Origin of the sequence: Streptomyces sp. NBC_00259 (assembly GCF_036181745.1) — a bacterium.
Classification (GTDB): domain Bacteria; phylum Actinomycetota; class Actinomycetes; order Streptomycetales; family Streptomycetaceae; genus Streptomyces; species Streptomyces pratisoli.
This window is the reverse complement of the sequence record NZ_CP108080.1, coordinates 5397444-5422233: the sequence shown is the minus strand read 5'-3', so window position 1 is coordinate 5422233 and position 24790 is coordinate 5397444. Positions and strand designations below refer to the sequence as shown.

Genomic DNA, 24790 nt, shown 5'->3' with positions numbered 1-24790 from the left:
TCCAGCGGTTTACGGGGCGGCTCAGAAGCCGGGCGGCTCCGTGTACGTCCCCCACTCGTCGCGCAGCACGCCGCAGATCTCGCCCATCGTCGCCTCGGCACGCACCGCGTCGAGCATCGGCTCGATCATGTTCGAGCCGTCACGGGCGGCGGCGAGCATCCGGTCCAGCGAGGACCGTACGCGTGCGTCGTCGCGCTCGGCCTTGCGGTCGCCCAGGATGCGGACCTGCTCCCACTCGACCTCGTGGCTGACGCGGAGGATCTCCAGGTCGCCGGTGACCGAGCCGTGGTGGACGTTGACGCCGACGACCCGCTTGTCGCCCTTCTCCAGCGACTGCTGGTAGCGGAAGGCCGACTCGGCGATCTCGCCGGTGAACCAGCCGTCCTCGATGCCGCGCAGGATGCCGGAGGTGATGGGCCCGATGGGGTGCTTGCCGTCCGGGTGGGCGCGCAGTCCGCGCTCCTTGATCTGCTCGAAGATCTTCTCGGCGTCGGCCTCGATCCGGTCGGTGAGCTGCTCCACGTACCAGGCGCCGCCCAGCGGGTCGGCCACGTTGGCGACGCCGGTCTCCTCCATCAGCACCTGCTGGGTGCGCAGGGCGATCTCGGCGGCCTGCTCGGACGGCAGGGCGAGGGTCTCGTCGAGGGCGTTGGTGTGCAGCGAGTTGGTGCCGCCGAGGACGGCGGCGAGGGCTTCGACGGCCGTGCGTACGACGTTGTTGTACGGCTGCTGGGCGGTCAGCGACACACCGGCTGTCTGGGTGTGGAAGCGCAGCCACTGCGCCTTGTCGGTCTTCGCGCCGTAGACCTCCTTCATCCAGCGGGCCCAGATGCGACGGGCGGCGCGGAACTTGGCGATCTCCTCGAAGAAGTCGAGGTGCGCGTCGAAGAAGAAGGACAGTCCGGGCGCGAAGACGTCCACGTCCAGACCGCGGCTCAGGCCGAGCTCGACGTATCCGAAGCCGTCCGCGAGCGTGTACGCCAGCTCCTGCGCGGCCGTCGAGCCCGCCTCGCGGATGTGGTAGCCGGAGACGGACAGCGGCTTATACGCGGGGATGGAGCGGGCGCAGTGCTCCATCAGGTCGCCGATGAGGCGCAGGTGCGGCTCGGGCTGGAAGAGCCACTCCTTCTGCGCGATGTACTCCTTGAAGATGTCGGTCTGGAGCGTGCCGTTGAGCACGGCCGGGTCGACGCCCTGGCGCTCGGCCGCGACGAGGTACATGCAGAAGGCCGGAACGGCGGGGCCGCTGATCGTCATCGAGGTCGTGACGTCGCCGAGCGGGATGTCCTTGAAGAGGGTCTCCATGTCGGCGGCGGAGTCGATGGCGACACCGCAGTGGCCGACCTCGCCGAGCGAGCGCGGGTCGTCGGAGTCGCGCCCCATCAGCGTCGGCATGTCGAAGGCGACGCTGAGCCCACCGCCGCCGGCGGCGAGGATCATCTTGTACCGCTCGTTGGTCTGCTCGGCGTTGCCGAAGCCGGCGAACTGGCGGATGGTCCATGTGCGACCGCGGTAGCCCGTCGGGTACAGACCGCGGGTGAACGGGTACTCGCCGGGCCATCCGATCCGCTCGAAGCCGTCATAGGTGTCGCCGGGCCGCGGCCCGTAGACCGGCTCGACCGGATCACCGGAGAGCGTGGTGAAGTCGGCGTTCCGCTTCTTTGCGGTGTCGTACCGGGCCTGCCAGCGGCGGCGGCCCTCGTCGATGGCGTCAGCGTCCATGCCCTCAAATTTACTTGGACGTCCTAGTAAATGTCGATGGCAGACCGCCGTACGTGTCGTACGGCGGTGGCGTTACGCCTTGGCGACCGCGGGGACAGGGCCTGTGACCAGCGGCTCTACCGAGCGTGTGACCTTGCGCTCCACGAAGAAGGCGGCGAAGGGAATCGTCCCGGAGAGCAGCACCCACAGCAGCTTGCCGAACGACCACTTGGCCTTGGAGCCCAGGTCGAAGGCGAAGATCAGATAGATGATGTAGAGGATGCCGTGCGCCTGGGAGACGGCGAACGTGATGTCCTCACCCGTGTCGAAGCCGTACTTGAACACCATGCAGGTGCACAGCACGAGCAGCATGACGGCGGTGACGTAGGCCATCACCCGGTAGCGGGTCAGGACGCTCTTCTTCATGCCGACGAGCGTAACGGCCCACTTCGGCCGATCTTGCAGCGGGTCGGACCCTCGGCTCAGCCTTCGTCGAAGTCGTGCGCGGCGACCCTGAGCGGCCGCAGCAGGGCGAAGATCTCCCCGCACTCCTCGGAGTCGTACGCCCCGAGCCCGAAGTCCATCGCCATCAGATCGCCGGTGGCCGCCTCGACGACCTCACGGCCCTTCTCGGTGATGGAGGCGAGCGTGCCGCGGCCGTCGTTGGGGTTGGGGCGCTTGGCGACCAGACCGGACGTCACCAGCCGGTCCACCGTGTTCGTCACGGAGGTCGGGTGCACCATCAGCCGCTCCCCGATCTTCGACATCGGCAGCTCACCGGCCTTGGAGAAGGTGAGCAGCACCAGCGCCTCGTACCGGGCGAAGGTCAGTCCGTACGGCTTGACGACGGCGTCGACCTCGGCGAGCAGGATCTGGTGCGCGCGCATGATGGAGGTGATCGCGGCCATCGAGGGCACGGGGCCCCAGCGCTGCTGCCAGAGCTCGTCGGCTCGGGCGATGGGGTCGAACGGGAGGCTGAGCGGCTTCGGCACGGCACCGACCTTACCCACTGGTCACATGCTGGTCAGCCCTGTCTCGAACTTCGGTACTGGGACCGCTGCCGGACCGCTGCCGGACCACTGCCGGGCCCCGTGCGGAGCCCGGCAGGAGGGTCATCAGGAGGACTCTGCCGACAGATGCCGCTCGACCGTCTCGACCTTGCTCGTCAGGCCGTCCGTGACGCCGGGCCTGATGTCCGCCTTGAGGACGAGGGAGACACGCGGGGCGCGGGCCTCCACGGCCGCGACGGCGCGCTTGACGACGTCCATGACCTCGTCCCATTCACCTTCGATCGAGGTGAACATCGCGTCCGTGCGGTTCGGCAGCCCGGACTCGCGGACGACGCGGACGGCGTCGGCGACGTACTCACCGACGTCCTCGCCCACGCCGAGCGGGCTGACGGAGAAGGCGACGATCATGCGCTCACCTTTCCCTCGCGACGGGCGCGGGCGGCGATGACGGCGTCCTCGGCGGCGCGCTTGAGCTTGCGCTCGGCGAAGAAGCCACCGAAGGGCAGGACGGAGAGGACGAAGTAGAGCGCGGCCGTCTTGATGTCCCACTTGGTGCGGTTCCAGGCGTCCAGCCAGAAGATCACGTACAGGATGAAGAGGACGCCGTGGATGGCGCCCATGACCGGAACCGCGTTGAACTCCGTCGTGCGCTTGAGCACAGAGCAGACGAGCAGCAGCAGGAACGACACGGCCTCCGGCGCCGAGACGAGCCGGAGGCGGTGCAGGGCGGAGGCGGTCTTGAAGTCCACGAAAAGCACCTTCGGTGGAGGGGGCGATGGTCTTGTGAACGCACGCACAAGCGGGTCCATTGTGGCATCGCGCTTTCCCGGTTCTTTACCCGGGTGGGCTCGGGGCCGGGTCACGGTTCAGGTTCATTCAGGAGGGCCTGTCCGGGAACGCACCCTGCCCAGTACCTTCACTCCGTGGCAATGTTCCGACTTCAAGGCAGCAAAGTGCTCGCCGTCGACATGACCGGGGACTCCGTCAAGGCGAAGAACGGGTCGATGGTCGCGTACGACGGCCAGATGAACTTCAAGAAGCTCTCCGGCGGCGGTGAGGGCATCCGCGGCATGGTGACCCGCCGGCTCACCGGCGAGCAGATGACCATGATGGAGGTGAAGGGCCAGGGCACCTGCTATTTCGCCGATCGCGCGTCCGAGATCAATCTCGTTTCGCTGCACGGCGACAAGCTGTACGTCGAATCGAGCAATCTGCTCTGCACGGACGGCGGACTGCGCACCGGCACCAGCTTCACCGGGCTGCGCGGCGGCGCCACCGGCAACGGTCTCTTCACGACGACCATCGAGGGCAGCGGTCAGGCGGCGATCATGTCGGACGGCCCGGCCGTGGTGCTGCGGGTGACGCCCCAGTACCCGCTCTCCGTCGACCCGGGCGCCTATGTCGCGCACCAGGGCAATCTCCAGCAGAACTTCCAGTCCGGAGTCACGTTCCGGACGCTCATGGGCGAGGGCGGCGGCGAGGCCTTCCAGATCCGGTTCGAGGGCGACGGGCTCGTGTACGTACAGCCGAGCGAGCGGAACACCATCGGAGGAGACGTCTGATGCCGTTCCGTGAGATCAACTCGAAAGTGGTCGAGGCGACGGTGGTCCCCGGCCAGAAGATGTTCAGCCAGCGCGGCGCGATGCTCGCGTACAAGGGGGACGTCTCCTTCACCCCGAACACGGCGGGCGGCCAGGGCGGCCTGATGTCGATGATCGGACGGCGGGTGGCCGACGAGGCGACCCCGCTGATGACCGTCGAGGGCTCCGGGACCGTGATGTTCGGCCACGGCGGCCACCACATCCAGATCATCGGCCTGACCGGCGACACCCTCTACGTCGAGGCGGACCGGCTGCTCGCCTTCGACGGCACGCTGCAGCAAGGCACGATGTTCATGGGCTCGCAGGGCGGGGTCATGGGCATGGTGCGCGGCCAGGTCACCGGCCAGGGCCTGTTCACCACGACCCTGAAGGGGCACGGCGCGGTCGCGGTCATGGCGCACGGCGGAGTGATCGAACTGCCGATCACCCCCGGCCGGCCGGTCCATGTCGACCCGCAGGCCTACGTCGCGCACCACGGCGACGTACGGAACAAGCTCTCCACCGCGCTGGGCTGGCGCGACATGGTGGGGCGCGGCTCGGGCGAGGCGTTCCAGCTGGAGCTGAGCGGCAGTGGTGCGGTCTACGTCCAGGCGTCGGAGGAGAAGCTGTGAGCACGCCCGTGGTTCTTGACCCGATGACCCTGCCGAGCGACGACAACGTCAATCCGTACACCTTCTGCGTGGAGCTCAAGGGATCGCAGTGGTTCCTGCAGAAGGGCAAGATGATCGCCTACTACGGGCGCATCGACTTCAACGGGATCGGCCACGGCCGGCTGGACCGGCTGATGCGTACGAGCTTCCACTCGCCGCTGCACGCGAGCGACTGGGTGGTGGCCGAGGGCAGCGGGAAGATGCTGCTCGCGGACCGGGCCTTCGACGTCAACTCGTTCGACCTGGACGAGGGCAATCTGACGATCCGGGCCGGGAACCTCCTCGCGTACCAGCCGACGCTGGCCCTCAAGCAGTCGATCGTGCCGGGCTTTCTGACGCTGATCGGTACGGGGAAGTTCGTGGCGGCGTCGAACGGGCCCGTCGTCTTCCTGGAGCCGCCGATCCGGGTGGACCCGCAGGCGCTGGTCGGGTGGGCGGACTGCCCGTCGCCGTGCCACCACTACGACCACGGGTACATGAGCGGGGTCATGGGCGGTCTGCGGCAGCTGTCCGGGATCGGCGGGGCGTCCGGCGAGGAGCACCAGTTCGAGTTCGTGGGCGCCGGCACGGTGCTGCTGCAGTCGACCGAGACCCTCATGCCCGAGCAGGCGACGGGCACGGTGCCCCATGCGGACGGGGTGCCGGGCGGAGGTCACGGCGGCCACGGAGCGCCTGGTCAACACGGGTCCTCCCCTCGCCTCCCCGGTCAACTGGGGGACCTCCAGCGTCGCTTCGGCTTGTGAGCGGTAGGCTGCGGAGTGTGACATCGAACGTGTGCGCCCTTGGCGGGGGAACCTGGGCGCCAGATGTCGCTACCAATGTCACTACCCCCATCTTCGTCCGGATTTCAACTTCTTAGGGTAGTATCCATACATGGAGACCGAGACTGCCACGCGCTGGCTGAGCGATACGGAACAGTGCGCCTGGCGCACGTATCTGGACGTCAATCGGCTGCTGACGTATCAGATGGAGAAGGACCTCCAGCCGTTCGGCCTGACCAACAACGACTACGAGATCCTCGTCAATCTCTCCGAGTCCCCGGACCGGCGCATGCGGATGAGCGATCTCGCGGGGGCCACGCTCCAGTCGAAGAGCCGGCTCTCCCACCAGATCACCCGCATGGAGAACGCGGGACTGGTCCGCCGGGAGAACTGCGAGTCCGACCGTCGCGGGCTGTACGCCGTGCTCACCGACCAGGGCATGGAGACGATGCAGAAGGTCGCGCCGCACCACGTCGAGTCCGTGCGCCAGCACTTCATCGACCTGCTGTCGCCGGAGGCGCTCGCCGACCTGCACGAGTCGCTGAGGCCGGTGGCGGAGCATCTGCGCGGCCGTCGCGGCAGGATCTGACGGGGGTCCGCTCCCCCGCCGGACCCCACGCCGCGCGGCCGACGACCGGCCCACGACCGGCCTTCGGGCAGCGCCGCCCGGGCGCGGTCCGGGGTGAGCGGTCCGGGATGAGCGGTCCGGGGTGAGCGGTCCGGGGTGAGCGGTCCGGGGTGAGCGGTCCGGGGTGGGCCGGCCCCGGCACGGGCCCGCCCGGCCGGGCGGGTCAGGAGGCCGTGGGCAGGCGGAGCTCGAAGAGGGCGCCACCCCCGGGGGCGCCGGAGACGGTCAGGGTGCCGCCGTGGCGGTGGGCCACGTCCCGGGCGATGGCGAGGCCGAGACCCGCGCCGCCCGCGTCGCGCGTGCGGGCGGCGTCGAGACGTACGAAGCGCTCGAAGATCCGCTCACGCTCGGCTTCAGGCACGCCCGGACCGTCGTCCGCGACCGCCAGCACGATCTCGTCGGCGCCCTCACGCCGCACGGTCACCGAGACCTCACTGCGCGCGTGCCGCTGCGCGTTGTCCAGCAGATTTCCGAGGACCCGCGCCAACTGCCCCCGCGATCCGACCACGTCCACCGCCTCGTCGGCGGCCACGGTCACGTTCACGTCCACCGGCAGCCGGTCGGCCGCGCCCCGGCGGGCCACCTCCTCGTGGACCATCGCCACCGCATCGAAGCGCGCCCGCCCGGGCCGCTCCCCCGCGTCCAGCCGGGCCAGCAGCAGCAGATCGGCCGCCAACTGCTGCAGCCGTACGGTGTCGGCGACCGCACCGGGGACATCCAGCAGGTCCGGGTGCGCGGCGCCCACCTCCAGCTGGGTGCGCAGCGACGCGATCGGGCTGCGCAGTTCGTGGGAGGCGTCCGCGACGAAACGCCGCTGGCGCTCGACCGAGGCCTCCAGTGCGGCGAGCGTCTCGTTGGTGGTACGGGCCAACCGGGCGACCTCGTCGCGCGAGTCCGGCTCGGGCACGCGCCGCGAGAGGTCCTCGGAGGCGGTGATCGCCGCCATCTCGGCCCGGATGCCCTCGACGGGCCGCAGCGCGCGCCGCGTCACCAGCCAGGTCACGCCCCCGACGACCAGCAGCAGCACGGGCAGGCCGATCAGCATCGCGTCGCGCACCGTGCCGACCGCGCGCTGCTCGGTGGTGAGCGGCACCCCGGCGTACACGGTGACGGTCTCGCCCGCGCTGTCCGTCGCGCGTACCGCCGCGAAGCGGTACTCCGCCGTCTTCCCGTCCACCGTCGCGGTGCCGTTGCGGAGCCTCGGTTCGTCGTCGTCGCCGTCCCCGCCGTCGTCGCCGCCGGACGGGGTCAGGGACATGGCCTGCACGTCCTCGCCCGCGGCCAGTACGCGGCCGTCCTCGTCGATCACCCGTACGGGACTGTCCTCGCCGTCCGGCAGGTCCAGCCGGTAGTACGCGACACCGCGGTCGATCTGCGTGGCGACCTCCCGCGCGGCGACCTCGGCCTGGAGCCCGGCCTGGCCGGTGAGGTTCGCCCGGAGGACGAGCACCACGGCCAGCCCGGCGGCGATCAGCGCGGCGGCGACGACGAGCGTGGCGCCGAGCGCGGCCTTCGCCCGTACCGACGTCACCGGTCCGCCAGCCGGTAGCCGGCGCCGCGCACGGTCTGGATCGCCGACGGGCCCAGCTTGCGGCGCAGCGCGCTGACGTACACCTCGACGATGTTCGGGTCGCCGTCGTAGGCGAAGTCCCAGACGTGCTCCAGGATCTCCGGCTTGCCGACCACTTCGCCGGGCCGCAGGGCCAGCTGTTCCAGTACGGCGAACTCCTTCGCGGTCAGGACGACTTCCTCCTCCCCGTGATGCACACGGCGGGTGGCGGTGTCGACGGTGAGCCCGCCGGCGCGGAGCACCGGCGAGGCGGCCCCGGCGCGGCCGCGGCGGCGCAGCAGCGCCTTGACGCGGGCGACGAGGACGACGTACGAGAACGGCTTGGTCAGATAGTCGTCGGCGCCGGTGTCGAGGCCCTCGGCCTCGTCGTACTCGCCGTCCTTGGCGGTGAGCATCAGGATCGGGACGTCATTGCCCGCGGCGCGGAGGGCGGCGCAGACGCGGTATCCGTTCAGCCCCGGCAGCATGATGTCGAGGACGACGAGGTCGTACGCGTCCTCGCCGGCGCGGTGCAGCCCTTCCAGGCCGTCGTGCACCACGTCCACGGCGAAGCCCTCCGCGGTGAGCCCCCGGGCGAGGGACAGCGCGAGTCGCTTCTCGTCCTCCACGATCAACAGCCTCATGGGCACAGGGTCGCAAACGGAACCTGAAGGCGCCTTCAGGCGCCTTCAGGTGGGCTTCAGCGTCGCCCGGGCAGTGTGGTCCACGTGATCACAGACGTCATCACGACCAGTCACCGGAAGGTACGACTCATGAAGCGACGCAAGCTGACCATCGCGGTCCTCACCGCGGCTGTCCTCGCCGGCGGCGGGACCGCCACGGCCTTCGCCGTCTCGCACGGGAACGGGGACGACGACGGGAACGGCGGCACCGTGAAGGTCACCGTCACGGATGCCATCGACTCGGCCCTGCGCGCCGTGCCCGGCACGGTCACCAGCGCCGGGCTGGACGACTCCGCATGGGAGATCGACGTCCATGGCAAGGACGGCGTCTGGCACGACGTGACGCTCGACGCGACCACGGGCAAGGTCAGGGAGGACGAGCGCTCGGACAGCGACGATCGCGCCCCCTCCCCCACGGACGCCCCGGTCTCCGCCTCCGTCGCGGCCCAGGCCGCCACCAAGGCCGTCCCGGGCACGGTGACCTCGATCGACCTGGACCACCGGCACAGCGCCAACGGGCTCGTCTGGGAGGCGGACGTCCGGGGCAAGGACGGTCGGCACCACGAGCTGACGGTGGACGCGAGGACGGAGAAGGTCACCGTCGAGTCGCCGGACCACGACTGACCGGCCCCCTTCACCGGCCCTCACCGAGCCCCGCGCCGACCGGCCCGATCGCCGGTCCACCGCGCGGGGCCCGGGCGGGCATGATGGCCCAGGCACACGGCCCCGCGGGCATGATGGCCCAGGCACACGGCCCCGCGGGCATGATGACCGAGGCACACGGCCCCGCGGGCATGATGGCCCAGGCACACGGCCCCGCGGGCATGATGACCGAGGCACACGGCCCCGCGGGCATGATGGCCCAGGCACACGGCCCCGCGGGCATGATGACCGAGGCACACGGCCCCGCCCCCGAAGGCCTGCCCCGGGCTATTCGCCGGTGAGGCCCGCGACCAGTTCGTCCGCCGCCGCGTACGGGTCCAGTTCGCCCGCGACGATGCGTGTCGCGAGTGCGTCGAGGCGGCGGTCGCCGCGGAGGTCGCCGATGCGTTCGCGCAGGGCCGTGACCGCGATGGTCTCGACCTCGTGCGCCGCGCGGCGGGCGCGGCGCTCCGTGAGGACGCCGTGTTCCTCCATCCAGGCGCGGTGCTTCTCCAGGGCCTCGACGACCTCCTCGATGCCCTCCGATCGCGCCGCGACCGTCTTCACGATCGGCGGCCGCCAGTCACCCGGCGCCCGGGACTCGCCCAGCCCGAGCATGTGGTTCAGCTCGCGGGCCGTCGCGTCGGCGCCGTCACGGTCCGCCTTGTTGACGACGTACACGTCGCCGATCTCCAGGATGCCCGCCTTCGCGGCCTGGATTCCGTCGCCCATGCCGGGCGCGAGCAGCACCACCGACGTGTCGGCCTGGGAGGCGATCTCGACCTCCGACTGGCCGACGCCGACCGTCTCGACGAGCACCACGTCGCAGCCGGCCGCGTCCAGGACGCGGATCGCCTGGGGCGCGGCCCAGGCGAGACCGCCCAGATGGCCGCGGGTGGCCATCGAGCGGATGTACACGCCGGGGTCGGAGGCGTGCTCGGACATCCGGACCCGGTCGCCGAGCAGCGCCCCGCCGCTGAACGGGGAGGACGGGTCGACGGCCAGGACGCCGACCCGCTTCCCGGCCCGCCGGTACGCCGTCACCAGCGCCGAGGTGGACGTGGACTTCCCGACGCCCGGCGAACCGGTCAGGCCCACCACGTACGCACCGCCGGTCAGCGGCGCCAGCTCCGCCATGACCTCGCGCAGCTGCGGGGACGCCCCCTCGACGAGCGAGATCAGCCGGGCCACGGCCCGCGGCCTGCCCTCCCTCGCCTGGGCGACCAGCTGGGGGACGTCCACCATCGTGCGTGCTCCTTCGTGGGTCGTCAGTTGCCGGGTACGCGGACGATCAGCGCGTCGCCCTGACCGCCACCGCCGCACAGCGCGGCCGCGCCGACCCCGCCGCCGCGCCGCTTCAGCTCCAGCGCCAGGTGCAGGACGAGACGCGCGCCGGACATGCCGATCGGGTGGCCCAGGGCGATCGCACCACCGTTGACGTTCACCTTTTCCGGGGATACCCCGAGGTCCTTCATCGACTGCACGGCGACCGCGGCGAACGCCTCGTTGATCTCGATGAGGTCGAGGTCGGAGACCTCCAGGCCCTCCTTCTTCAGCGCGTGCGCGATCGCGTTGGACGGCTGGGACTGGAGCGAGTTGTCGGGGCCCGCGACGTTGCCGTGCGCACCGATCTCCGCGATCCACTCCACGCCGAGTTCCTGGGCCTTGGCCTTGCTCATCACGACGACCGCGGCCGCGCCGTCGGAGATCTGCGAGGACGTACCGGCCGTGATCGTGCCGTCCTTGGCGAACGCGGGGCGCAGCTTGCCGAGCGACTCGGCGGTGGTCTCGGCGCGGATGCCCTCGTCCTGGCTGAAGAGGACCGGCTCGCCCTTGCGCTGCGGGATCTCGACGGGCGTGATCTCGGCCTCGAACAGGCCGTTCTTCTGCGCCGCCGCGGCGCGCTGGTGGGACAGCGCGGCGATCTCGTCCTGCTCGGGACGGGCGATGCCGAGCCGCGTGTTGTGCTTCTCCGTCGACTCGCCCATGGCGATGCCCTCGAAGGAGTCGGTCAGACCGTCGTACGCCATCGCGTCGAGCATCTCGATCGCGCCGTACTTGAAGCCCTCGCGGGACTTCGGCAGCAGGTGCGGCGCGTTGGTCATGGACTCCTGGCCGCCGGCGACCACGACGTCGAATTCACCCGCTCGGATCAGCTGGTCGGCGAGCGCGATCGCGTCGAGTCCGGAGAGGCAGACCTTGTTGATGGTCAGCGCCGGGACGCTCATGGGGATGCCGGCCTTGACGGCGGCCTGCCGGGCCGGGATCTGCCCGGCGCCGGCCTGCAGCACCTGGCCCATGATCACGTACTGCACCTGGTCGCCGCCGATCCCCGCCCGGTCCAGCGCGGCCTTGATGGCGAAACCGCCCAGATCGGCGCCGGAGAAGGACTTCAGGGACCCGAGCAGCCGCCCCATGGGCGTGCGTGCCCCGGCGACGATCACGGAGGTGGTGCTGTTCGTTCCAGTCATGAGAGGGGTTCCCCTTCCAGCGCGGCGGCTGAGGAGTGAACGAGGGTTTACTCGAACTGTACTGAGCGGTATGCGTTCGGGTCACCGGCCGACCGGTGTGATCGCGCGCACGTTGCGTAATCACCGCCGGGAGCGCTGCACTGGAGCCATGCTGACGCGAATCGACCACATCGGGATCGCCTGTTTCGACCTCGACAAGACCGTCGAGTTCTACCGGGCCACGTACGGCTTCGAGGTCTTCCACACGGAGGTCAACGAGGAGCAGGGCGTACGGGAGGCCATGCTCAAGATCAACGAGACCTCGGACGGCGGCGCCTCCTACCTCCAGCTGCTGGAGCCCACCCGCGAGGACTCCGCCGTGGGCAAGTGGCTGGCGAAGAACGGCGAGGGGGTCCACCACATCGCCTTCGGCACGGCGGACGTCGACGGCGACGCCCAGGCGATCCGGGACAAGGGGGTACGGGTGCTCTACGACGAGCCGCGCATCGGCTCGATGGGGTCCCGGATCACCTTCCTGCACCCCAAGGACTGCCACGGTGTCCTCACCGAACTGGTCACTTCCGCCGACCCGTCCTCAGCGGAGCACTGAACGACACGAATCCCGGCCCGGTAGAGTGGGCCGCTCCGGGCCGGGGCCGGGACCGGAGCCGCGCCGCGGCTCATGGTTGACGTATCTGATCTGACACCATTCCCCGGGGGGCCGTTCACCGCGAACGGTTCTCGTCTGAGTTGAGTTGCGACCAGGGGACGGATGGGACCGCGCAGTGCGGGGCTACGAACGCCAGGAGAGCCACCGAGCTGACGACGACCACCTCTCGCGGTTCGAAGCCGAGATGGACCGGCTGAAGACCGAGCGGGAGAAGGCCGTCCAGCACGCCGAGGACCTCGGATACCAGGTCGAGGTGTTGCGCGCCAAGCTCCACGAGGCGCGCCGCTCCCTCGCGTCCCGTCCCGCTTACGACAGCGCCGACCTCGGCTACCAGGCCGAGCAGCTGCTGCGTAACGCCCAGGTCCAGGCCGACCAGCTGCGCTCCGACGCCGAGCGCGAGCTGCGCGACGTCCGTGCGCAGACGCAGCGCATCCTCCAGGAGCACGCCGAGCACCAGGCGCGGCTCCAGGCGGAGTTGCACGCCGAGGCCAATCAGCGCCGCCAGCGCCTGGACCAGGAGCTGGCCGAGCGCCGCCAGACCGTCGAGGCGCACGTCAACGAGAACGTGGCCTGGGCCGAGCAGCTCCGCGCCCGCACCGAGTCCCAGGCCCGCAGGCTGCTCGACGAGTCGCGCGCGGAGGCCGAGCAGGGGCTGGCCGCGGCCAGGAGCGAGGCCGCCCGGGTCGCCGAGGAGACACGGCAGCGGCTCGGCTCCGAGGCGGAGTCCGCCCGCGCCGAAGCCGAAGCGATCCTGCTGCGCGCCCGCAAGGACGCCGAGCGGCTGCTGAATGCCGCGTCCAACCAGGCCCAGGAAGCCACCAGCCACGCCGAGCAGCTGCGCTCCACCACCACGGCCGAGTCCGACCAGGCCCGCCAGCAGGCCACGGAACTCAGCCGGGCCGCCGAGCAGCGGATGCAGGAGGCCGAGGAGAAGCTGCGCGAGGCCCGCGCGGAGGCCGAGAAGGCCGTCAGCGAGGCCAAGGACGCCGCGGGCAAGCTGCTCGCGAGCGCCGAGTCGGCGAACGAGCAGCGCACACGTACCGCCAGGTCGGAGATCGCCCGTCTGGTCGGCGAGGCCACCAAGGAGGCCGAGACCCTCAAGGCCGACGCCGAGCAGTCGCTCGCGGACGCCAGGGCCGAGGCGGAGAAGCTCGTCGCGGAGGCCGCCGAGAAGGCCCGTACGGTTGCGGCGGAGGACTCCGCCGCCCAGCTCGCGAAGGCGGCCCGTACCGCGGAGGAGGTCCTGAACAAGGCCTCCGAGGACGCCAAGGACACCACGCGCAAGGCCACCGAGGAGGCCGAGCGGATCCGCCGCGAGGCCGAGGCGGAGGCGGACCGCCTGCGCGGCGAGGCCCACGACACGGCCGAGGAACTCAAGGGCGCCGCGAAGGACGACACCAAGGAGTACCGCGCCAAGACGGTCGAACTGCAGGAGGAGGCGCGCCGGCTGCGCGGCGAGGCCGAGCAGCTGCGCGCGGAGGCGGTCGCCGAGGGCGAGCGGATCCGCGGCGAGGCGCGCCGTGAGGCCGTCCAGCAGATCGAGGAGGCGGCCAGGTCCGCCGAAGAGCTGCTGACGAAGGCGAAGGCCGACGCCGACGAGGCGCGTTCCAAGGCCACCACGGACAGCGAGCGGGTCCGCACGGAGGCCATCGAGCGGGCCACGACGCTGCGCCGGCAGGCCGAGGAGACGCTGGAGCGCACCCGCACCGAGGCGGACCGGCTGCGCGCCGAGGCCGAGGAGCAGGCCGACGAGGCGAAGGCGGCCGCCGAGCGCGCCGCCGCCGAGATGCGCGAGGAGACCGAACGCGGGGTCGCCGCCCGTCAGGCCGAGGCGGCCGACGAGCTGACCCGGCTGCACACGGAGGCGGAGTCACGTCTCGCGTCCTCCGAGGAGGCGCTGACCGGGGCGCGCGCCGAGAGCGAGCGGATCCGCAGGGAGGCCGCGGAGGAGACCGAGCGGCTGCGCACCGAGGCCGCCGAGCGGATCCGTACGCTCCAGGCTCAGGCCGAGCAGGAGGCCGAACGGCTGCGCGACGAGGCCGCTTCGGACGCCTCGGCGTCGCGGGCCGAGGGCGAGGCCGTGGCCGTACGGCTGCGCACCGAGGCCGCCACGGAGGCCGAGCGGCTCAAGTCGGAGGCGCAGGAGAGCGCCGACCGGATCCGCAGCGAGGCCGGGGCCGCCGCCGAGCGGGTCGGTCAGGAGGCCACCGAGGCGCTCGCCGCCGCGCAGGAGGAGGCCAACCGGCGCCGCCGGGAGGCCGAGGAGACGCTCGGCGCGGCCCGTACGGAGGCCGACCAGGAGCGGGAACTGGCCCGCGAGCAGAGCGAGGAACTGCTCGCCTCCGCCCGCAACCGGGTCGAGGAGGCGCAGACCGAGGCCCAGCGGCTGGTCGAGGAGGCGGACCGGCGGGCCACCGAGATGGTGTCGGCGGCCGAGCAGACCGCCCAGCAGGTACGGGACTCCGTCTCCGGTCTGCAGGAGCAGGCCGAGCAGGAGATCACCGGACTGCGCAACGCCGCCGAGCACGCGGCGGAGCGCACGAGGACCGAGGCGCAGGAGGAGGCGGACCGCGTCCGCGCCGACGCCTACGCGGAGCGGGAGCGGGCCGCCGAGGACGCGCGCCGCGTCCGGGCCCGCGCCGACGAGGAGGCGGAGGCCGCCCAGTCGCTCGCCGAGCGGACCATGGCCGACGCGATCTCCGAGTCGGACCGGCTGCGCGCGGACACTGCGGAGTACGCCCAGCGGATGCGTACGGAGGCGTCGGACGCGCTCGCCTCCGCGGAGCAGGACGCGTCGCGGACCCGGGCCGAGGCCCGTGAGGACGCCAACCGCATCCGCTCCGAGGCCGCGGCGCAGGCCGACCGGCTGGTGGGCGAGGCCACCAGCGAGTCGGACCGGATCACCACCGAGGCCACGGAGCTGCTGTCGCTGGCCGAGCAGGACGCGACCCGACTGCGTACCGAGGCCGAGCAGGTCAGGGCGGACGGCGAGCGCGAGGCCGAGGAACTGCGCGCGGCCGCCCGCGCGGACGGCGAGCGGGTGCTGGACGAGGCCAGGAAGGCCGCGGACAAGCGCCGCGCCGACGCGGCCGAGCAGGCCGACCAGCTCATCGCCGAGGCGGCGGCCGAGGCCGAGCGGCTGCGGGCCGAGGCGGCCGAGACCGTGGGCTCCGCCCAGCAGGCCGCCGAGCGCATCAGGACCGAGTCGGACCGGGTGCGTACGGACGCCGAGAGCGCGGCCGAGCAGATGCGCGCGGAGGCCCGCGAGGAGGCCGACCGTACGCTCGACACGGCCCGTCAGGACGCGGCGAAGCGCCGTGCCGACGCGGCCGAGCAGGCCGACCAGCTCATGGCGAAGGCCCAGGAGGAGGCGCTGCGCGCCACCACCGAGGCCGAGTCGCAGGCCGACACGATGGTCGGCGCGGCCCGCAAGGAGGCCGAGCGGCTGGTCGCCGAGGCGACCGTCGAGGGCAACTCGCTGGTGGAGAAGGCCCGTACGGACGCCGATGAGCTGCTGGTGGGGGCGCGCAGCGACTCGACCGCCATCAGGGAGCGCGCGGACGAGCTGCGGACCCGCGTCGAGGGCGAGGTCGAGGAGCTGCACGAGCGGGCCCGCCGGGAGTCCGCCGAGCAGATGAAGGCCGCGGGCGAGCGCTGCGACCAGCTGGTGAAGGCGGCGCAGGAGCAGCAGGCCGAGGCCGGGGCGAAGGCCAAGGAGCTGTTGTCGGACGCCAGTTCGGAGGCCGGCAAGGTGCGGATCGCCGCGGTGAGGAAGGCCGAGGCGCTGCTCAAGGAAGCCGAGCTGAAGAAGGCCGAGCTGGTGCGCGAGGCCGAGAAGGTCAAGGCGGAGGCGGAGCGCGAGGCCGAACAGATGATCGCGGAGGGCAAGCGGGAGCTCGATGTGCTGGTGCGCCGGCGCGAGGACATCCAGGCGGAGATCTCCCGGGTTCAGGACGTTCTGGAAGCACTGGAGTCGTTCGAGGCGCCGGGCGGCGGCAAGTCCGGGTCCAACAGCGGCGCCAACAGCGGCTCCGGCGGGGTCAAGGCGGGGGCGACAGCGGGGGTTACACGTTCGAGTGGCAAGTCCTCCGACGGCTAGCCACTCAAAAGGCTGGACATTCTCCATATCAAACGGGCATCCGCTCGATGACACGCCGCCTCGGCGCCTAGGATTCCCCCTAACACCTCACCGGTCTCATTCGACAGGAACCCCATGAGCGACACTTCCTCCCCCTTCGGCTTCGAGCTCGTGCGGCGTGGGTACGACCGCGGTCAGGTGGATGACCGCATTACCAAACTCGTCGCCGATCGTGACAGTGCTCTTGCACGAATCACCTCTCTGGAAAAGCGCATCGAGGAGCTCCACCTCGAGACGCAGAATGCCCAGGCCCAGGTCAACGACGCGGAACCGTCGTACGCGGGACTCGGTGCGCGTGTCGAGAAGATCCTCCGTCTCGCCGAGGAGGAGGCGAAGGACCTGCGCGAGGAGGCCCGTCGCGCCGCCGAGCAGCACCGTGAGCTCGCCGAGTCGGCGGCCCAGCAGGTGCGCAACGACGCGGAGGCGTTCGCGTCCGAGCGCAAGCAGAAGGCCGAGGACGAGGGCGTCCGCATCGTCGAGAAGGCCCAGGGCGAGGCGAACTCGCTGCGCGCCGACGCGCAGAAGGACGCCCAGTCCAAGCGCGAGGAGGCGGACGCCCTCTTCGAGGAGACCCGCGCCAAGGCCGCCCAGGCCGCCGCGGACTTCGAGACGAACCTGGCGAAGCGCCGCGAGCAGTCCGAGCGTGACCTGGCGTCGCGTCAGGCCAAGGCGGAGAAGCGGCTCGCCGAGATCGAGCACCGGGCCGAGCAGCTTCGCCTGGAGGCCGAGAAGCTGCGTACGGACGCGGAGCGCCGGGCGCGTCAGACCGTCGAGACCGCGCAGCGCCAGGCCGAGGACATCGTGGCGGACGCGAACGCGAAGGCGGACCGTATCCGCAGCGAATCGGAGCGCGAGCTGGCGGCGCTGACGAACCGTCGCGACTCCATCAACGCCCAGCTGACCAACGTCCGCGAGATGCTGGCCACGCTGACGGGTGCGGCGGTCGCCGCGGCGGGTACGCCTGCCGACGACGAGCCGATCTCCCGGGGTGTGCCGGCGCAGCAGACCCGCTGACGCGTCGCTCTCCTACGCCCGTGCCCGGCGCCTCCACGGCGCCGGGCACGGGCGTTTGCCGTTGCGCTGGGGGCACGGCGGCGTCATCCTCCGGTTACCCAAAGCGGTGGCGCAGGGCATCCGCCGCCCGTAGCGTGAACGCATGATCGAGCTCGAGGGTCTCTCCAAGCGCTTCGGCGCCAAGGTCGCGGTCGACCATCTCACCTTCAAGGTGCGACCGGGCGTCGTGACCGGCTTTCTCGGGCCGAACGGCGCGGGCAAGTCGACGACGATGCGCATGATGCTGGATCTGGACAATCCCACGAGCGGGACGGTCCGGATCGACGGCAAGCACTACCGGGACCTTCAGGAGCCGCTCAAGTACATCGGCGCGCTGCTGGACGCGAAGGCGATGCACGGCGGCCGCAGCGCGTACAACAATCTGCTCTGCCTGGCCCAGGCGAACCGGATCCCGGAGAGCCGGGTGGCCGAAGTCCTCGACCTGGTCGGGCTGACAGCGGTGGCCAGGAAGAAGACGAAGGGTTTCTCCCTCGGCATGGGCCAGCGGCTGGGAATCGCCTCCGCGCTGCTCGGCGATCCGGAGATCCTGATGTTCGACGAGCCGGTCAACGGACTCGACCCCGAGGGAATTCACTGGATCCGCAATCTGATGCAGCAGCTCGCGGCCGAGGGGCGGACGATCTTCGTTTCCTCGCATCTGATGAGCGAAATGGCCCTCACCGCCGGACACTTGATCGTCATCGGCCAGGGCCGGCTGCTCGCGGACACATCGATGGCTGATTTCATTCATCAGAATTCGCGCAGTTATGTCCGGCTGCGCTCCCCGCAGCAGGAGCGGCTGCGGGACGTCATCCACGAGTCGGGACTGACCGCAGTCGAGGCCGGCAACGGCACGCTGGAGGTCGACGGCGCCACCACGGAACGGCTCGGTGAGCTGGCCGCAGAGCACCGGATCGTGCTCCATGAACTGAGCGCCCAGCGTGCCTCGCTGGAGGAGGCGTTCATGCAGATGACGGCGAGCGCGGTGGAGTACCACGCCCATTCCGCCCCCGGTTCCGGCCCCCAGTGGGCCCCGCGCGACAAGGGAGCCTGACCCATGGCCTCGGTACCCGCCGTTCTCCGGTCCGAGTGGACCAAGATCCGCTCGGTCGCCTCCACCACCTGGACCCTGGTCAGCGCCTTCGCCGTGACGGTCGCCCTCGGCGGCCTGCTGTCCGCGCTGCTGTCCTCGAACTTCGACGATCTGCCGGCGCCGGAGCGCGCCACGTTCGACCCGACGCTCATCAGCTTCTCCGGAATGGCGCTGGGCCAGCTCGCGATGGTCGTCTTCGGCGTGCTCGTGGTCGGCACCGAGTACAGCTCGGGCATGATCCGCACCTCGCTGGCCGCCGTGCCGCAGCGCGCGACGTTCCTCTTCAGCAAGGTCGTGGTGGCCGGGGTGCTGGCGCTGTTCGTCGGGATGGCGACGAGCTTCCTCAGCTTCTTCCTCGGCCAGGCCCTGCTCGGTGAGCACGGCACCTCGATCGGCGAGGAGAACGTGCTGCGCGCGGTGATCGGTGGCGGGCTGTACATGAGCCTGATCGCGATCTTCTCGATGGGCGTCGCGGCGATGCTGCGCAGCTCGATGCTGTCGCTCGGCATCCTGATGCCGTTCTTCTTCCTGGTCTCCCAGATCCTGGCGGCCGTGCCGTACGCGAAGGACGTCGCCCGTTACTTCCCGGACCAGGCGGGCTCGAAGATCATGCAGGTGGTGCCGCAGGCGATGAACAGCGCGGAGGCTCCGTACGGCCCCTGGGGCGGCCTCGGCATCATGCTCATCTGGGTGGCGGTGGCCCTGCTCGGCGGATTCCTGGTGCTCAAGGAGCGGGACGCCTGATCCGCCAGATGTGGGACTCGTGCAGCTTGGCTGGAACCGTCAAGCCGCGGATATCCTCCTAACTCTTACGGGGGCCTGCGGCCGCAGCATGGTCCGTGCCCCGACGACCTGACCTGTCGATGGGGCTGGAGTAATGATCGAGGCAGTCGGCCTGACAAAGCGCTACGGCGCCAAGACGGCCGTGTACAACCTTTCCTTCCAGGTACGGCCCGGTGCCGTCACCGGCTTCCTCGGGCCCAACGGCTCCGGCAAGTCGACGACCATGCGCATGATCCTCGGACTTGACCAGCCGACTTCCGGCCATGTCACGATCGGTGGCCATCCCTTCCGGAGCCTGCCCAACGCACCTCGCCAGGTCGGGGCGCTGCTGGATGCCAAGGCCGTGCACGGCGGGCGCAGCGCGCGCAATCACCTGCTGTCGCTCGCCCAGCTGTCCGGCATCCCGGCCCGGCGGGTCGACGAGGTCCTCGGCGTCGTCGGGCTGCAGGACGTCGCCAAGCGGCGTTCCAAGGGCTTCTCGCTCGGTATGGGGCAGCGGCTCGGGATCGCGGCGGCGCTGCTGGGCGACCCACAGGTGCTGCTCTTCGACGAGCCGGTCAACGGACTCGACCCCGAGGGCATCCTCTGGGTGCGCAATCTGATGAAGCAGCTGGCCGCCGAGGGCCGTACCGTCTTCGTCTCCTCGCATCTGATGAGCGAGATGGCCCTCACCGCCGACCACTTGATCGTGATCGGGCGCGGACAGCTGCTCTCGGACATGAGCATCAAGGACTTCATCTCGCACAACTCGGCCGACTTCGCCCGGGTGCGGACGCCGGCGACCGAGCCGCAGCAGCGGGAGAAGCTGACGAACGTCCTCACCGAGGCCGGCGGCCAGGTCATGCCGGAGCCGGACGGGGGGCTGCGGGTCACGGGGCTCGCGCTGCCCGCGATCAGCGATCTGGCGCACGGCGCCGACGTACGGCTGTGGGAGCTCTCACCGCACCAGGCCTCGCTGGAGGAGGCGTACATGCGGATGACGCAGGGCGCCGTGGACTACCGCTCGACGGACGACCAGAAGGCCGGTCTGATGCAGCAGCCGCCGATGGGGTACGCCCCGCCGGCGCAGCCGGTCGTCGTGCCCGAGGTGCCGCAGCAGGGCTGGTACGCCCCGCCGCCGCCCGGGCAGAACCCGTACGCGACTCCACCGGCGCCCGTTCCGTCCGGCGCACCGGCCGCACCCCAGGCCGCGCCTCCCGCCGCGCCGGCCGCATCTCCGGCCGGCGCCGCGCCCGCCCCGGCGCCCGCGCCCGCCCCGGCGCCCGCGCCCGCCCCCGCAGACCTGACCAAGAGCAACACCGAGGACGCCTGATGACGACCCCGTACCAGCAGCAGGGCGCGCACCCGCAGGCCGCTTACTCCCCGGCCGCCTACCCACAGGCCGGGTACGACTCCCCGATTCCCGTGCGGGCCGCGCACCTCGGCGACGCGCTCGCCTCCGAGTGGACCAAGATCCGTTCGGTCCGGTCCACGATGTGGACGCTCGGCATCATGATCGTGCTCATGGTGGGCATCGGCCTGCTCTCCGCCTACGCCGTGTCCGCCTCCGACGCCCCGCTGGGCGAGGAGTCGGTCCTCAGCCTCGGCTTCTTCGGCGTTCTGCTCGGCTCGATCTGTGTGATCACGCTCGGCGTGCTGACCATCGCCTCCGAGTACGGCACCGGAATGATCCGGACGACCCTGACCGCCTGCCCGAGCCGCGGCCGGGTGCTGACGGCGAAGGCGATCGTCTTCTTCCTCCTGGTCTTCGTGATCACGTCCGTGACCGCCGGGATCGTCGGCGCCCTGCAGACGTCGATCGTGACCAGCGGCGTCAACACCGGCGAGGACTGGCTCCGGGCCACCGTGGGCGTCGGCCTGTACGTCGCGCTGCTCGGTCTGCTCTCGCTCGCCGTCGGGGCGCTGATCCGGCACTCCGCGGGCGCGATCACGATCATGATCGGCCTGGTGCTGCTGCCGCTGGTCCTGGCGCTGTTCATGTTCTCGCCGTCGCTGCGCGAGGTGCAGGAGGCGCTCTTCGAGTACTCGATCCCGAGCCAGCTCGGTGTGCTGTACAGCGCCCCGGTCACGGACTCGGGGCCGACCGGCTGGGACCCGCTGTTCATCATGCTGGGGGCCACGGTCGTCGCGCTGGTGGGCGCCGGCTTCTCGCTCGCCAGGCGCGACGTCTGATCCTGTCCGGTACTGAGCGGCGGCCGCCGCTCAGTACCGGGGAGCGTTACGGGACCGCTGCACCCGGGAGGTGCGGCGGTCCTTCGCGTTCCAGCACGCCTTGTGCCAGTGGCGCCGGTCGTCCACGCCGCCGTGCTCCGGCCAGGCCACCACATGCGGCGTCCCGGACGGGATCTCCTGGTCGCAGCCGGGGCAGCGGTAGCGCTTGCCCGCCGCGCTCGCCCCGGCGACCAGCCTGACCCGCCAGTCCTCGCCCTGCCAGCTCTCGGACCGCTCCACGCCGCCGTAGCGCTCGCCCGCCTCGCTCGCGCGGTCGGTCGGCTTCTCGCCGCCACGGGGGCGGTTCCGGCGCGGGGACACGTGGCACCTCAGGGGGGGCAGAGCGGACAGTTCCCTTCAAGCCTACGGTCCCCGGCCCCGGGTAGACGCCCCGTACGACGCCGGAGCACGGCACCCACAGGGGCCAGTTACCGGAAAATCGCAACAACTTCACGTGGGGCCGTGCCCTTGGCACGTGTCAGACGTTGTTGCCTATGTGGGGGGAGTGCCGCGTCGGCCGCAAGGAGGCAAAAGGCGATGCGCGTTGGAGCTTTTGTACTGGCCGCCCAGTTCCCGGGGCAGGGCCACGGGGAGGCGCTGCACCGGGCGGTGCGGTCCGCCGAAGCAGCGGAGGCGGCCGGGCTCGACTCGGTCTGGCTGGCCGAGCACCACTTCGTGCCGTACGGGGTGTGCCCGTCGGCGGTGACCCTGGCCGCACTGCTGCTCGGCCGCACGCAGCGGATCCAGGTCGGCACTGCGGTGAGCGTGCTGCCGACCGCCCATCCCGTGGCGCTGGGCGAGCAGGCGGCGCTGCTGCATCTCACGTCCGGTGGGCGGTTCTCGCTCGGGGTCGGCCGCGGTGGCCCCTGGGTCGACCTGGAGGTCTTCGGCTCCGGGCTCGCGTCCTACGAGAAGGGCTTCCCCGAGTCGCTGGATCTGCTGCTGCGCTGGCTGCGCGACCCCCGCGTCTCGGCCGAGGGCGAGCGATTCGCCTTCCGTGAAGTCCCCGTCGTACCGCGGCCGGACGAGCTGCTGGACGGCCCCGAAGGACCGGAAGTGATCGTTGCCTGCACCTCGCCCGCGAGCGTGCGGCTGGCCGCCGAGCGTGGGCTGCCGATGCTCCTCGGGATGCACTGCGGCGACGAGGAGAAGGCCGACATGGTCGCCCTGTGGCGCAGTCACGCCCTCGCGGCGGGCCATGCGCCGGACGCCGTCGCGGGAGCCGGGCATGTGTCGGCCGGCGTGGCACAGATCGAGGACAGCCGAGCCGTGGCGGAGGAGACTCTCGTCAAGGCCATGCCCGGCTGGCTCAAGCAGGGACTGGACGCCCATGTCACGGTCGACGGCAGGACGCGCGCGATGCGCGACCCCGTCGCGTACACGGAGCTGCTGTGCAGGCTGCATCCGGTGGGCCCGCCCCAACTGGCGGCGGACCGGCTGGCGGCGACGTCGGAGCGCACCGGCATCACCCGCTTCGCACTGCTCTCCGAGGGCTCCGGTGATCTGGCGGCCACGGAGGAGAACGTACGGCGGCTGGGCACCGAGGTGCTGCCGCTGCTCCGCTGAGCGGGCGGACGAGCAGGCGGGCCGCACCTGCGTGCGGCCCGCGCTCCTCCCCCGGCCCGTCGTCCGGCGGAGGCTGCCGCCCCGGTGTGCGAAGAGCCTCCGGCGGTGCGGAGCGGCAGCAAAAGACATCAGCAGTCGCGCAGTTCGGGCGACTGATTGAGCAGCTGGGCCCTTACGGAAGTAAAGCGGGCGTGCCGCTCGTCCACCGAGGGGTCCAGCGGGAACACCGCGACGCGGTGGCAGTTCTGGAAAGCGAGCCGCACCCCGAAGTGCCGCTGCAGCGCACCCCGGATGGCGTCACTCGCGAGTGCGCGCAACAGCTGACCACGTGCCTGCTCGTCCGGCGGCGGCGTCTGGTTGTCGGCGAACTCTCCGCCGTCCACCTTCAGCTGAGCCACCAGAGAACTGATCATCTCCCATGCAAAAGGCAGGGAGGTCCGGACGCAGTCGACGAATGCAGCTTCGTCGACCTCGCCTCGCTCGGCCTGTTCCAACAGCGCCGGTGAGACGTCGAGCGACATGGGTTCTCCTCTCGCGACCCCGACGAGCGGGGTCTTACGGGCAGGGAAGGAGGCGCGACGGCGCATGCCTGAGTACGGCGATAACGACGACGCAGAGTGCACGACCGACGACCTCCTGCTTCCACGTTAGGCGCGCTGTCTGGTCCGCACCAGGAGAATGGGAACACAACCGGCCAATAACGTAAGTGCACAAGAGGGGCGACCCGTAGGGACTCGGACAGGGGCGGGGTGGGCGACAGGTGGAGGAATCGCGCGCGGGGAGGTCGGTCGAGTAGCGTTGCGCCCCATGCGTCTCGTCATCGCCCGCTGTTCCGTGGACTACGCGGGCCGGCTCACCGCCCACCTGCCCTCCGCCCCCCGTCTGATCCTGGTCAAGGCAGACGGCAGCGTCTCCATCCACGCGGACGACCGGGCGTACAAACCGCTCAACTGGATGTCCCCTCCGTGCACGCTCAAGGAGGGTGATGACAACGTCTGGACGGTCATCAACAAAACGGGCGAGAAACTGATCATTACGATGGAGGAAGTCCTCCACGACTCGTCCCACGAGCTGGGTGTGGACCCGGGCCTCATCAAGGACGGCGTGGAAGCACACCTGCAGGAGCTTCTGGCAGACCGGATCGAGACACTCGGCGAGGGCTACAGCCTGATCCGGCGCGAGTACCCGACGGCGATCGGCCCGGTGGACATTCTCTGCCGGGACTCCGACGGCGCGACGGTGGCGGTGGAGATCAAGCGGCGCGGCGAGATCGACGGTGTCGAGCAGCTCACCCGCTATCTGGAACTGCTGAACCGCGACCCTCATCTGGCGCCGGTCCGCGGTGTCTTCGCGGCGCAGGAGATCAAGCCCCAGGCGCGGGTACTGGCGACGGACCGCGGCATCGGCTGCGTGGTGCTGGACTACAACGCCCTGCGCGGCATCGAGGACGACAAGCTGCGTCTGTTCTGACGGGACCCCCCTCCGGGCCGGACCCGGTGCACCCGGTCCCGGCCCGGTTCCGGTTCGGGGGTACGGGGGCCACAGCCGGCGGCCGACCCGCCCGGCGCGGGCAAGGCCGGCCACGGAACCGGTCCACAGCC

At 71.0% G+C, this 24790-nt stretch carries 26 protein-coding genes; 15 read left to right on the top strand and 11 right to left on the bottom strand.

Annotated features, from left to right (window positions below; translation table 11 throughout):
* Positions 1-21: 21 nt before the first annotated feature.
* The 5 genes from OG766_RS24690 to OG766_RS24670 all read right to left on the bottom strand — a co-directional run bounded on the left by OG766_RS24690 (position 22) and on the right by OG766_RS24670 (position 3460).
* Positions 22-1722 carry an acyl-CoA mutase large subunit family protein gene (locus OG766_RS24690; protein WP_266383368.1) on the bottom strand — a complete coding sequence of 567 codons (1701 nt, stop codon included), beginning with the start codon at positions 1720-1722 and terminating at the stop codon, positions 22-24.
* A 72-nt stretch (positions 1723-1794) separates the two neighbouring features.
* A complete protein-coding gene (locus tag OG766_RS24685) occupies positions 1795-2127 on the bottom strand; it encodes a DUF3817 domain-containing protein (RefSeq protein WP_328726224.1) in 333 nt (110 codons plus the stop codon).
* Between the two features lie 56 nt (positions 2128-2183).
* Entirely contained in the window at positions 2184-2693 is a 510-nt protein-coding gene (locus OG766_RS24680) for a MarR family winged helix-turn-helix transcriptional regulator (protein ID WP_266383362.1), read from the bottom strand.
* Positions 2694-2816: 123 nt separating this feature from the next.
* Positions 2817-3119, bottom strand: coding sequence for an MTH1187 family thiamine-binding protein (locus OG766_RS24675; RefSeq protein WP_266383360.1), 303 nt, complete (start codon positions 3117-3119; stop codon positions 2817-2819).
* On the bottom strand, positions 3116-3460 hold the full coding sequence (locus OG766_RS24670; RefSeq protein ID WP_266383358.1) for a DUF3817 domain-containing protein: 345 nt from the start codon (positions 3458-3460) through the stop codon (positions 3116-3118). The genes OG766_RS24675 and OG766_RS24670 overlap by 4 nt, the downstream gene beginning before the upstream one ends.
* 180 nt (positions 3461-3640) lie before the next feature.
* On the opposite strand from OG766_RS24670, the gene OG766_RS24665 reads away from it, so the two are divergent.
* From OG766_RS24665 to OG766_RS24650, 4 genes are all read left to right on the top strand, one after another.
* Positions 3641-4273 (top strand): AIM24 family protein, encoded by a 633-nt coding sequence (locus tag OG766_RS24665; RefSeq protein WP_328727523.1) that lies wholly within the window; start codon positions 3641-3643, stop codon positions 4271-4273.
* Entirely contained in the window at positions 4273-4923 is a 651-nt protein-coding gene (locus tag OG766_RS24660; RefSeq protein WP_266383354.1) for an AIM24 family protein, read from the top strand. Before OG766_RS24665 ends, OG766_RS24660 begins: the two co-directional genes overlap by 1 nt.
* A complete protein-coding gene (locus OG766_RS24655; protein ID WP_266383350.1) occupies positions 4920-5705 on the top strand; it encodes an AIM24 family protein in 786 nt (261 codons plus the stop codon). Before OG766_RS24660 ends, OG766_RS24655 begins: the two co-directional genes overlap by 4 nt.
* 130 nt (positions 5706-5835) lie before the next feature.
* A complete protein-coding gene (locus tag OG766_RS24650; RefSeq protein WP_266383347.1) occupies positions 5836-6312 on the top strand; it encodes a MarR family winged helix-turn-helix transcriptional regulator in 477 nt (158 codons plus the stop codon).
* 202 nt (positions 6313-6514) lie between these two features.
* Here the strand turns inward: OG766_RS24650 and OG766_RS24645 are convergent, their stop codons facing one another.
* Both OG766_RS24645 and OG766_RS24640 read right to left on the bottom strand, forming a co-directional pair.
* Entirely contained in the window at positions 6515-7882 is a 1368-nt protein-coding gene (locus OG766_RS24645; protein ID WP_328726223.1) for a sensor histidine kinase, read from the bottom strand.
* Positions 7879-8544: a response regulator transcription factor gene (locus OG766_RS24640; RefSeq protein ID WP_266383342.1), complete on the bottom strand. Its 666-nt coding sequence runs from the start codon at positions 8542-8544 to the stop codon at positions 7879-7881. Before OG766_RS24640 ends, OG766_RS24645 begins: the two co-directional genes overlap by 4 nt.
* 129 nt (positions 8545-8673) lie before the next feature.
* On the opposite strand from OG766_RS24640, the gene OG766_RS24635 reads away from it, so the two are divergent.
* A complete protein-coding gene (locus OG766_RS24635) occupies positions 8674-9207 on the top strand; it encodes a PepSY domain-containing protein (protein ID WP_266383338.1) in 534 nt (177 codons plus the stop codon).
* A gap of 80 nt (positions 9208-9287) precedes the next feature.
* Positions 9288-9527: a hypothetical protein gene (locus tag OG766_RS24630; protein WP_328726222.1), complete on the top strand. Its 240-nt coding sequence runs from the start codon at positions 9288-9290 to the stop codon at positions 9525-9527.
* Here the strand turns inward: OG766_RS24630 and meaB are convergent.
* Positions 9514-10470 (bottom strand): methylmalonyl Co-A mutase-associated GTPase MeaB, encoded by a 957-nt coding sequence (gene meaB, locus OG766_RS24625; RefSeq protein ID WP_266383335.1) that lies wholly within the window; start codon positions 10468-10470, stop codon positions 9514-9516. The genes OG766_RS24630 and meaB overlap by 14 nt on opposite strands.
* A 23-nt stretch (positions 10471-10493) precedes the next feature.
* Positions 10494-11696, bottom strand: coding sequence for an acetyl-CoA C-acetyltransferase (locus OG766_RS24620; protein ID WP_328726221.1), 1203 nt, complete (start codon positions 11694-11696; stop codon positions 10494-10496).
* A 148-nt stretch (positions 11697-11844) separates the two neighbouring features.
* Here OG766_RS24620 and mce point away from each other — a divergent pair, with 148 nt between their 5' ends.
* The 7 genes from mce (at position 11845) to OG766_RS24585 (ending at position 21584) form a co-directional block, all read left to right on the top strand.
* Positions 11845-12285, top strand: a complete 441-nt coding sequence (gene mce, locus OG766_RS24615) for a methylmalonyl-CoA epimerase (RefSeq protein ID WP_266383329.1) — start codon at positions 11845-11847, stop codon at positions 12283-12285.
* Positions 12286-12460: 175 nt separating this feature from the next.
* Positions 12461-16444, top strand: coding sequence for a polarized growth protein Scy (gene scy, locus OG766_RS24610; RefSeq protein ID WP_266383326.1), 3984 nt, complete (start codon positions 12461-12463; stop codon positions 16442-16444).
* A 114-nt stretch (positions 16445-16558) separates the two neighbouring features.
* Positions 16559-17497, top strand: a complete 939-nt coding sequence (locus OG766_RS24605; RefSeq protein WP_266383323.1) for a cellulose-binding protein — start codon at positions 16559-16561, stop codon at positions 17495-17497.
* A gap of 142 nt (positions 17498-17639) precedes the next feature.
* Positions 17640-18590, top strand: a complete 951-nt coding sequence (locus OG766_RS24600; protein WP_266383320.1) for an ABC transporter ATP-binding protein — start codon at positions 17640-17642, stop codon at positions 18588-18590.
* Positions 18591-18593: 3 nt separating this feature from the next.
* Positions 18594-19373 carry an ABC transporter permease gene (locus tag OG766_RS24595; RefSeq protein WP_266383317.1) on the top strand — a complete coding sequence of 260 codons (780 nt, stop codon included), beginning with the start codon at positions 18594-18596 and terminating at the stop codon, positions 19371-19373.
* 133 nt (positions 19374-19506) lie between these two features.
* Complete coding sequence (locus tag OG766_RS24590) at positions 19507-20724, top strand: ABC transporter ATP-binding protein (RefSeq protein WP_328726220.1); 1218 nt, start codon at positions 19507-19509, stop codon at positions 20722-20724.
* The gene (locus OG766_RS24585; protein ID WP_266383312.1) at positions 20724-21584 is read left to right on the top strand and encodes an ABC transporter permease subunit; all 861 of its coding nucleotides are present in this window, start codon (positions 20724-20726) and stop codon (positions 21582-21584) included. Before OG766_RS24590 ends, OG766_RS24585 begins: the two co-directional genes overlap by 1 nt.
* A gap of 30 nt (positions 21585-21614) precedes the next feature.
* On the opposite strand, the gene OG766_RS24580 is transcribed toward OG766_RS24585, so the two are convergent.
* The gene (locus tag OG766_RS24580) at positions 21615-21944 is read right to left on the bottom strand and encodes an ATP/GTP-binding protein (RefSeq protein ID WP_266383309.1); all 330 of its coding nucleotides are present in this window, start codon (positions 21942-21944) and stop codon (positions 21615-21617) included.
* A gap of 216 nt (positions 21945-22160) precedes the next feature.
* Here OG766_RS24580 and OG766_RS24575 point away from each other — a divergent pair, with 216 nt between their 5' ends.
* Positions 22161-23189 carry an LLM class flavin-dependent oxidoreductase gene (locus OG766_RS24575; RefSeq protein ID WP_328726219.1) on the top strand — a complete coding sequence of 343 codons (1029 nt, stop codon included), beginning with the start codon at positions 22161-22163 and terminating at the stop codon, positions 23187-23189.
* A 128-nt stretch (positions 23190-23317) separates the two neighbouring features.
* On the opposite strand, the gene OG766_RS24570 is transcribed toward OG766_RS24575, so the two are convergent.
* Positions 23318-23710: an SCO5389 family protein gene (locus OG766_RS24570; RefSeq protein WP_266383303.1), complete on the bottom strand. Its 393-nt coding sequence runs from the start codon at positions 23708-23710 to the stop codon at positions 23318-23320.
* A 286-nt stretch (positions 23711-23996) separates the two neighbouring features.
* On the opposite strand from OG766_RS24570, the gene nucS reads away from it, so the two are divergent.
* A complete protein-coding gene (gene nucS / locus OG766_RS24565; RefSeq protein ID WP_266383301.1) occupies positions 23997-24659 on the top strand; it encodes an endonuclease NucS in 663 nt (220 codons plus the stop codon).
* The last annotated feature ends 131 nt before the right edge of the window (positions 24660-24790 follow it).

Excerpts from the sequence above, each read along its gene's own strand:
- OG766_RS24690 (WP_266383368.1), bottom strand. The coding sequence starts at position 1,722 with ATGGACGCTGACGCCATCGACGAGGGCCGCCGCCGCTGGCAGGCCCGG.
- OG766_RS24685 (WP_328726224.1), bottom strand. The coding sequence starts at position 2,127 with ATGAAGAAGAGCGTCCTGACCCGCTACCGGGTGATGGCCTACGTCACC.
- OG766_RS24675 (WP_266383360.1), bottom strand. The coding sequence starts at position 3,119 with ATGATCGTCGCCTTCTCCGTCAGCCCGCTCGGCGTGGGCGAGGACGTC.
- OG766_RS24665 (WP_328727523.1), top strand. The coding sequence starts at position 3,641 with ATGTTCCGACTTCAAGGCAGCAAAGTGCTCGCCGTCGACATGACCGGG.
- OG766_RS24660 (WP_266383354.1), top strand. The coding sequence starts at position 4,273 with ATGCCGTTCCGTGAGATCAACTCGAAAGTGGTCGAGGCGACGGTGGTC.
- OG766_RS24650 (WP_266383347.1), top strand. The coding sequence starts at position 5,836 with ATGGAGACCGAGACTGCCACGCGCTGGCTGAGCGATACGGAACAGTGC.
- OG766_RS24640 (WP_266383342.1), bottom strand. The coding sequence starts at position 8,544 with ATGAGGCTGTTGATCGTGGAGGACGAGAAGCGACTCGCGCTGTCCCTC.
- OG766_RS24635 (WP_266383338.1), top strand. The coding sequence starts at position 8,674 with ATGAAGCGACGCAAGCTGACCATCGCGGTCCTCACCGCGGCTGTCCTC.
- OG766_RS24630 (WP_328726222.1), top strand. The coding sequence starts at position 9,288 with ATGATGGCCCAGGCACACGGCCCCGCGGGCATGATGGCCCAGGCACAC.
- meaB (WP_266383335.1), bottom strand. The coding sequence starts at position 10,470 with ATGGTGGACGTCCCCCAGCTGGTCGCCCAGGCGAGGGAGGGCAGGCCG.
- OG766_RS24620 (WP_328726221.1), bottom strand. The coding sequence starts at position 11,696 with ATGACTGGAACGAACAGCACCACCTCCGTGATCGTCGCCGGGGCACGC.
- mce (WP_266383329.1), top strand. The coding sequence starts at position 11,845 with ATGCTGACGCGAATCGACCACATCGGGATCGCCTGTTTCGACCTCGAC.
- OG766_RS24605 (WP_266383323.1), top strand. The coding sequence starts at position 16,559 with ATGAGCGACACTTCCTCCCCCTTCGGCTTCGAGCTCGTGCGGCGTGGG.
- OG766_RS24600 (WP_266383320.1), top strand. The coding sequence starts at position 17,640 with ATGATCGAGCTCGAGGGTCTCTCCAAGCGCTTCGGCGCCAAGGTCGCG.
- OG766_RS24595 (WP_266383317.1), top strand. The coding sequence starts at position 18,594 with ATGGCCTCGGTACCCGCCGTTCTCCGGTCCGAGTGGACCAAGATCCGC.
- OG766_RS24590 (WP_328726220.1), top strand. The coding sequence starts at position 19,507 with ATGATCGAGGCAGTCGGCCTGACAAAGCGCTACGGCGCCAAGACGGCC.
- OG766_RS24585 (WP_266383312.1), top strand. The coding sequence starts at position 20,724 with ATGACGACCCCGTACCAGCAGCAGGGCGCGCACCCGCAGGCCGCTTAC.
- OG766_RS24575 (WP_328726219.1), top strand. The coding sequence starts at position 22,161 with ATGCGCGTTGGAGCTTTTGTACTGGCCGCCCAGTTCCCGGGGCAGGGC.
- OG766_RS24570 (WP_266383303.1), bottom strand. The coding sequence starts at position 23,710 with ATGTCGCTCGACGTCTCACCGGCGCTGTTGGAACAGGCCGAGCGAGGC.
- nucS (WP_266383301.1), top strand. The coding sequence starts at position 23,997 with ATGCGTCTCGTCATCGCCCGCTGTTCCGTGGACTACGCGGGCCGGCTC.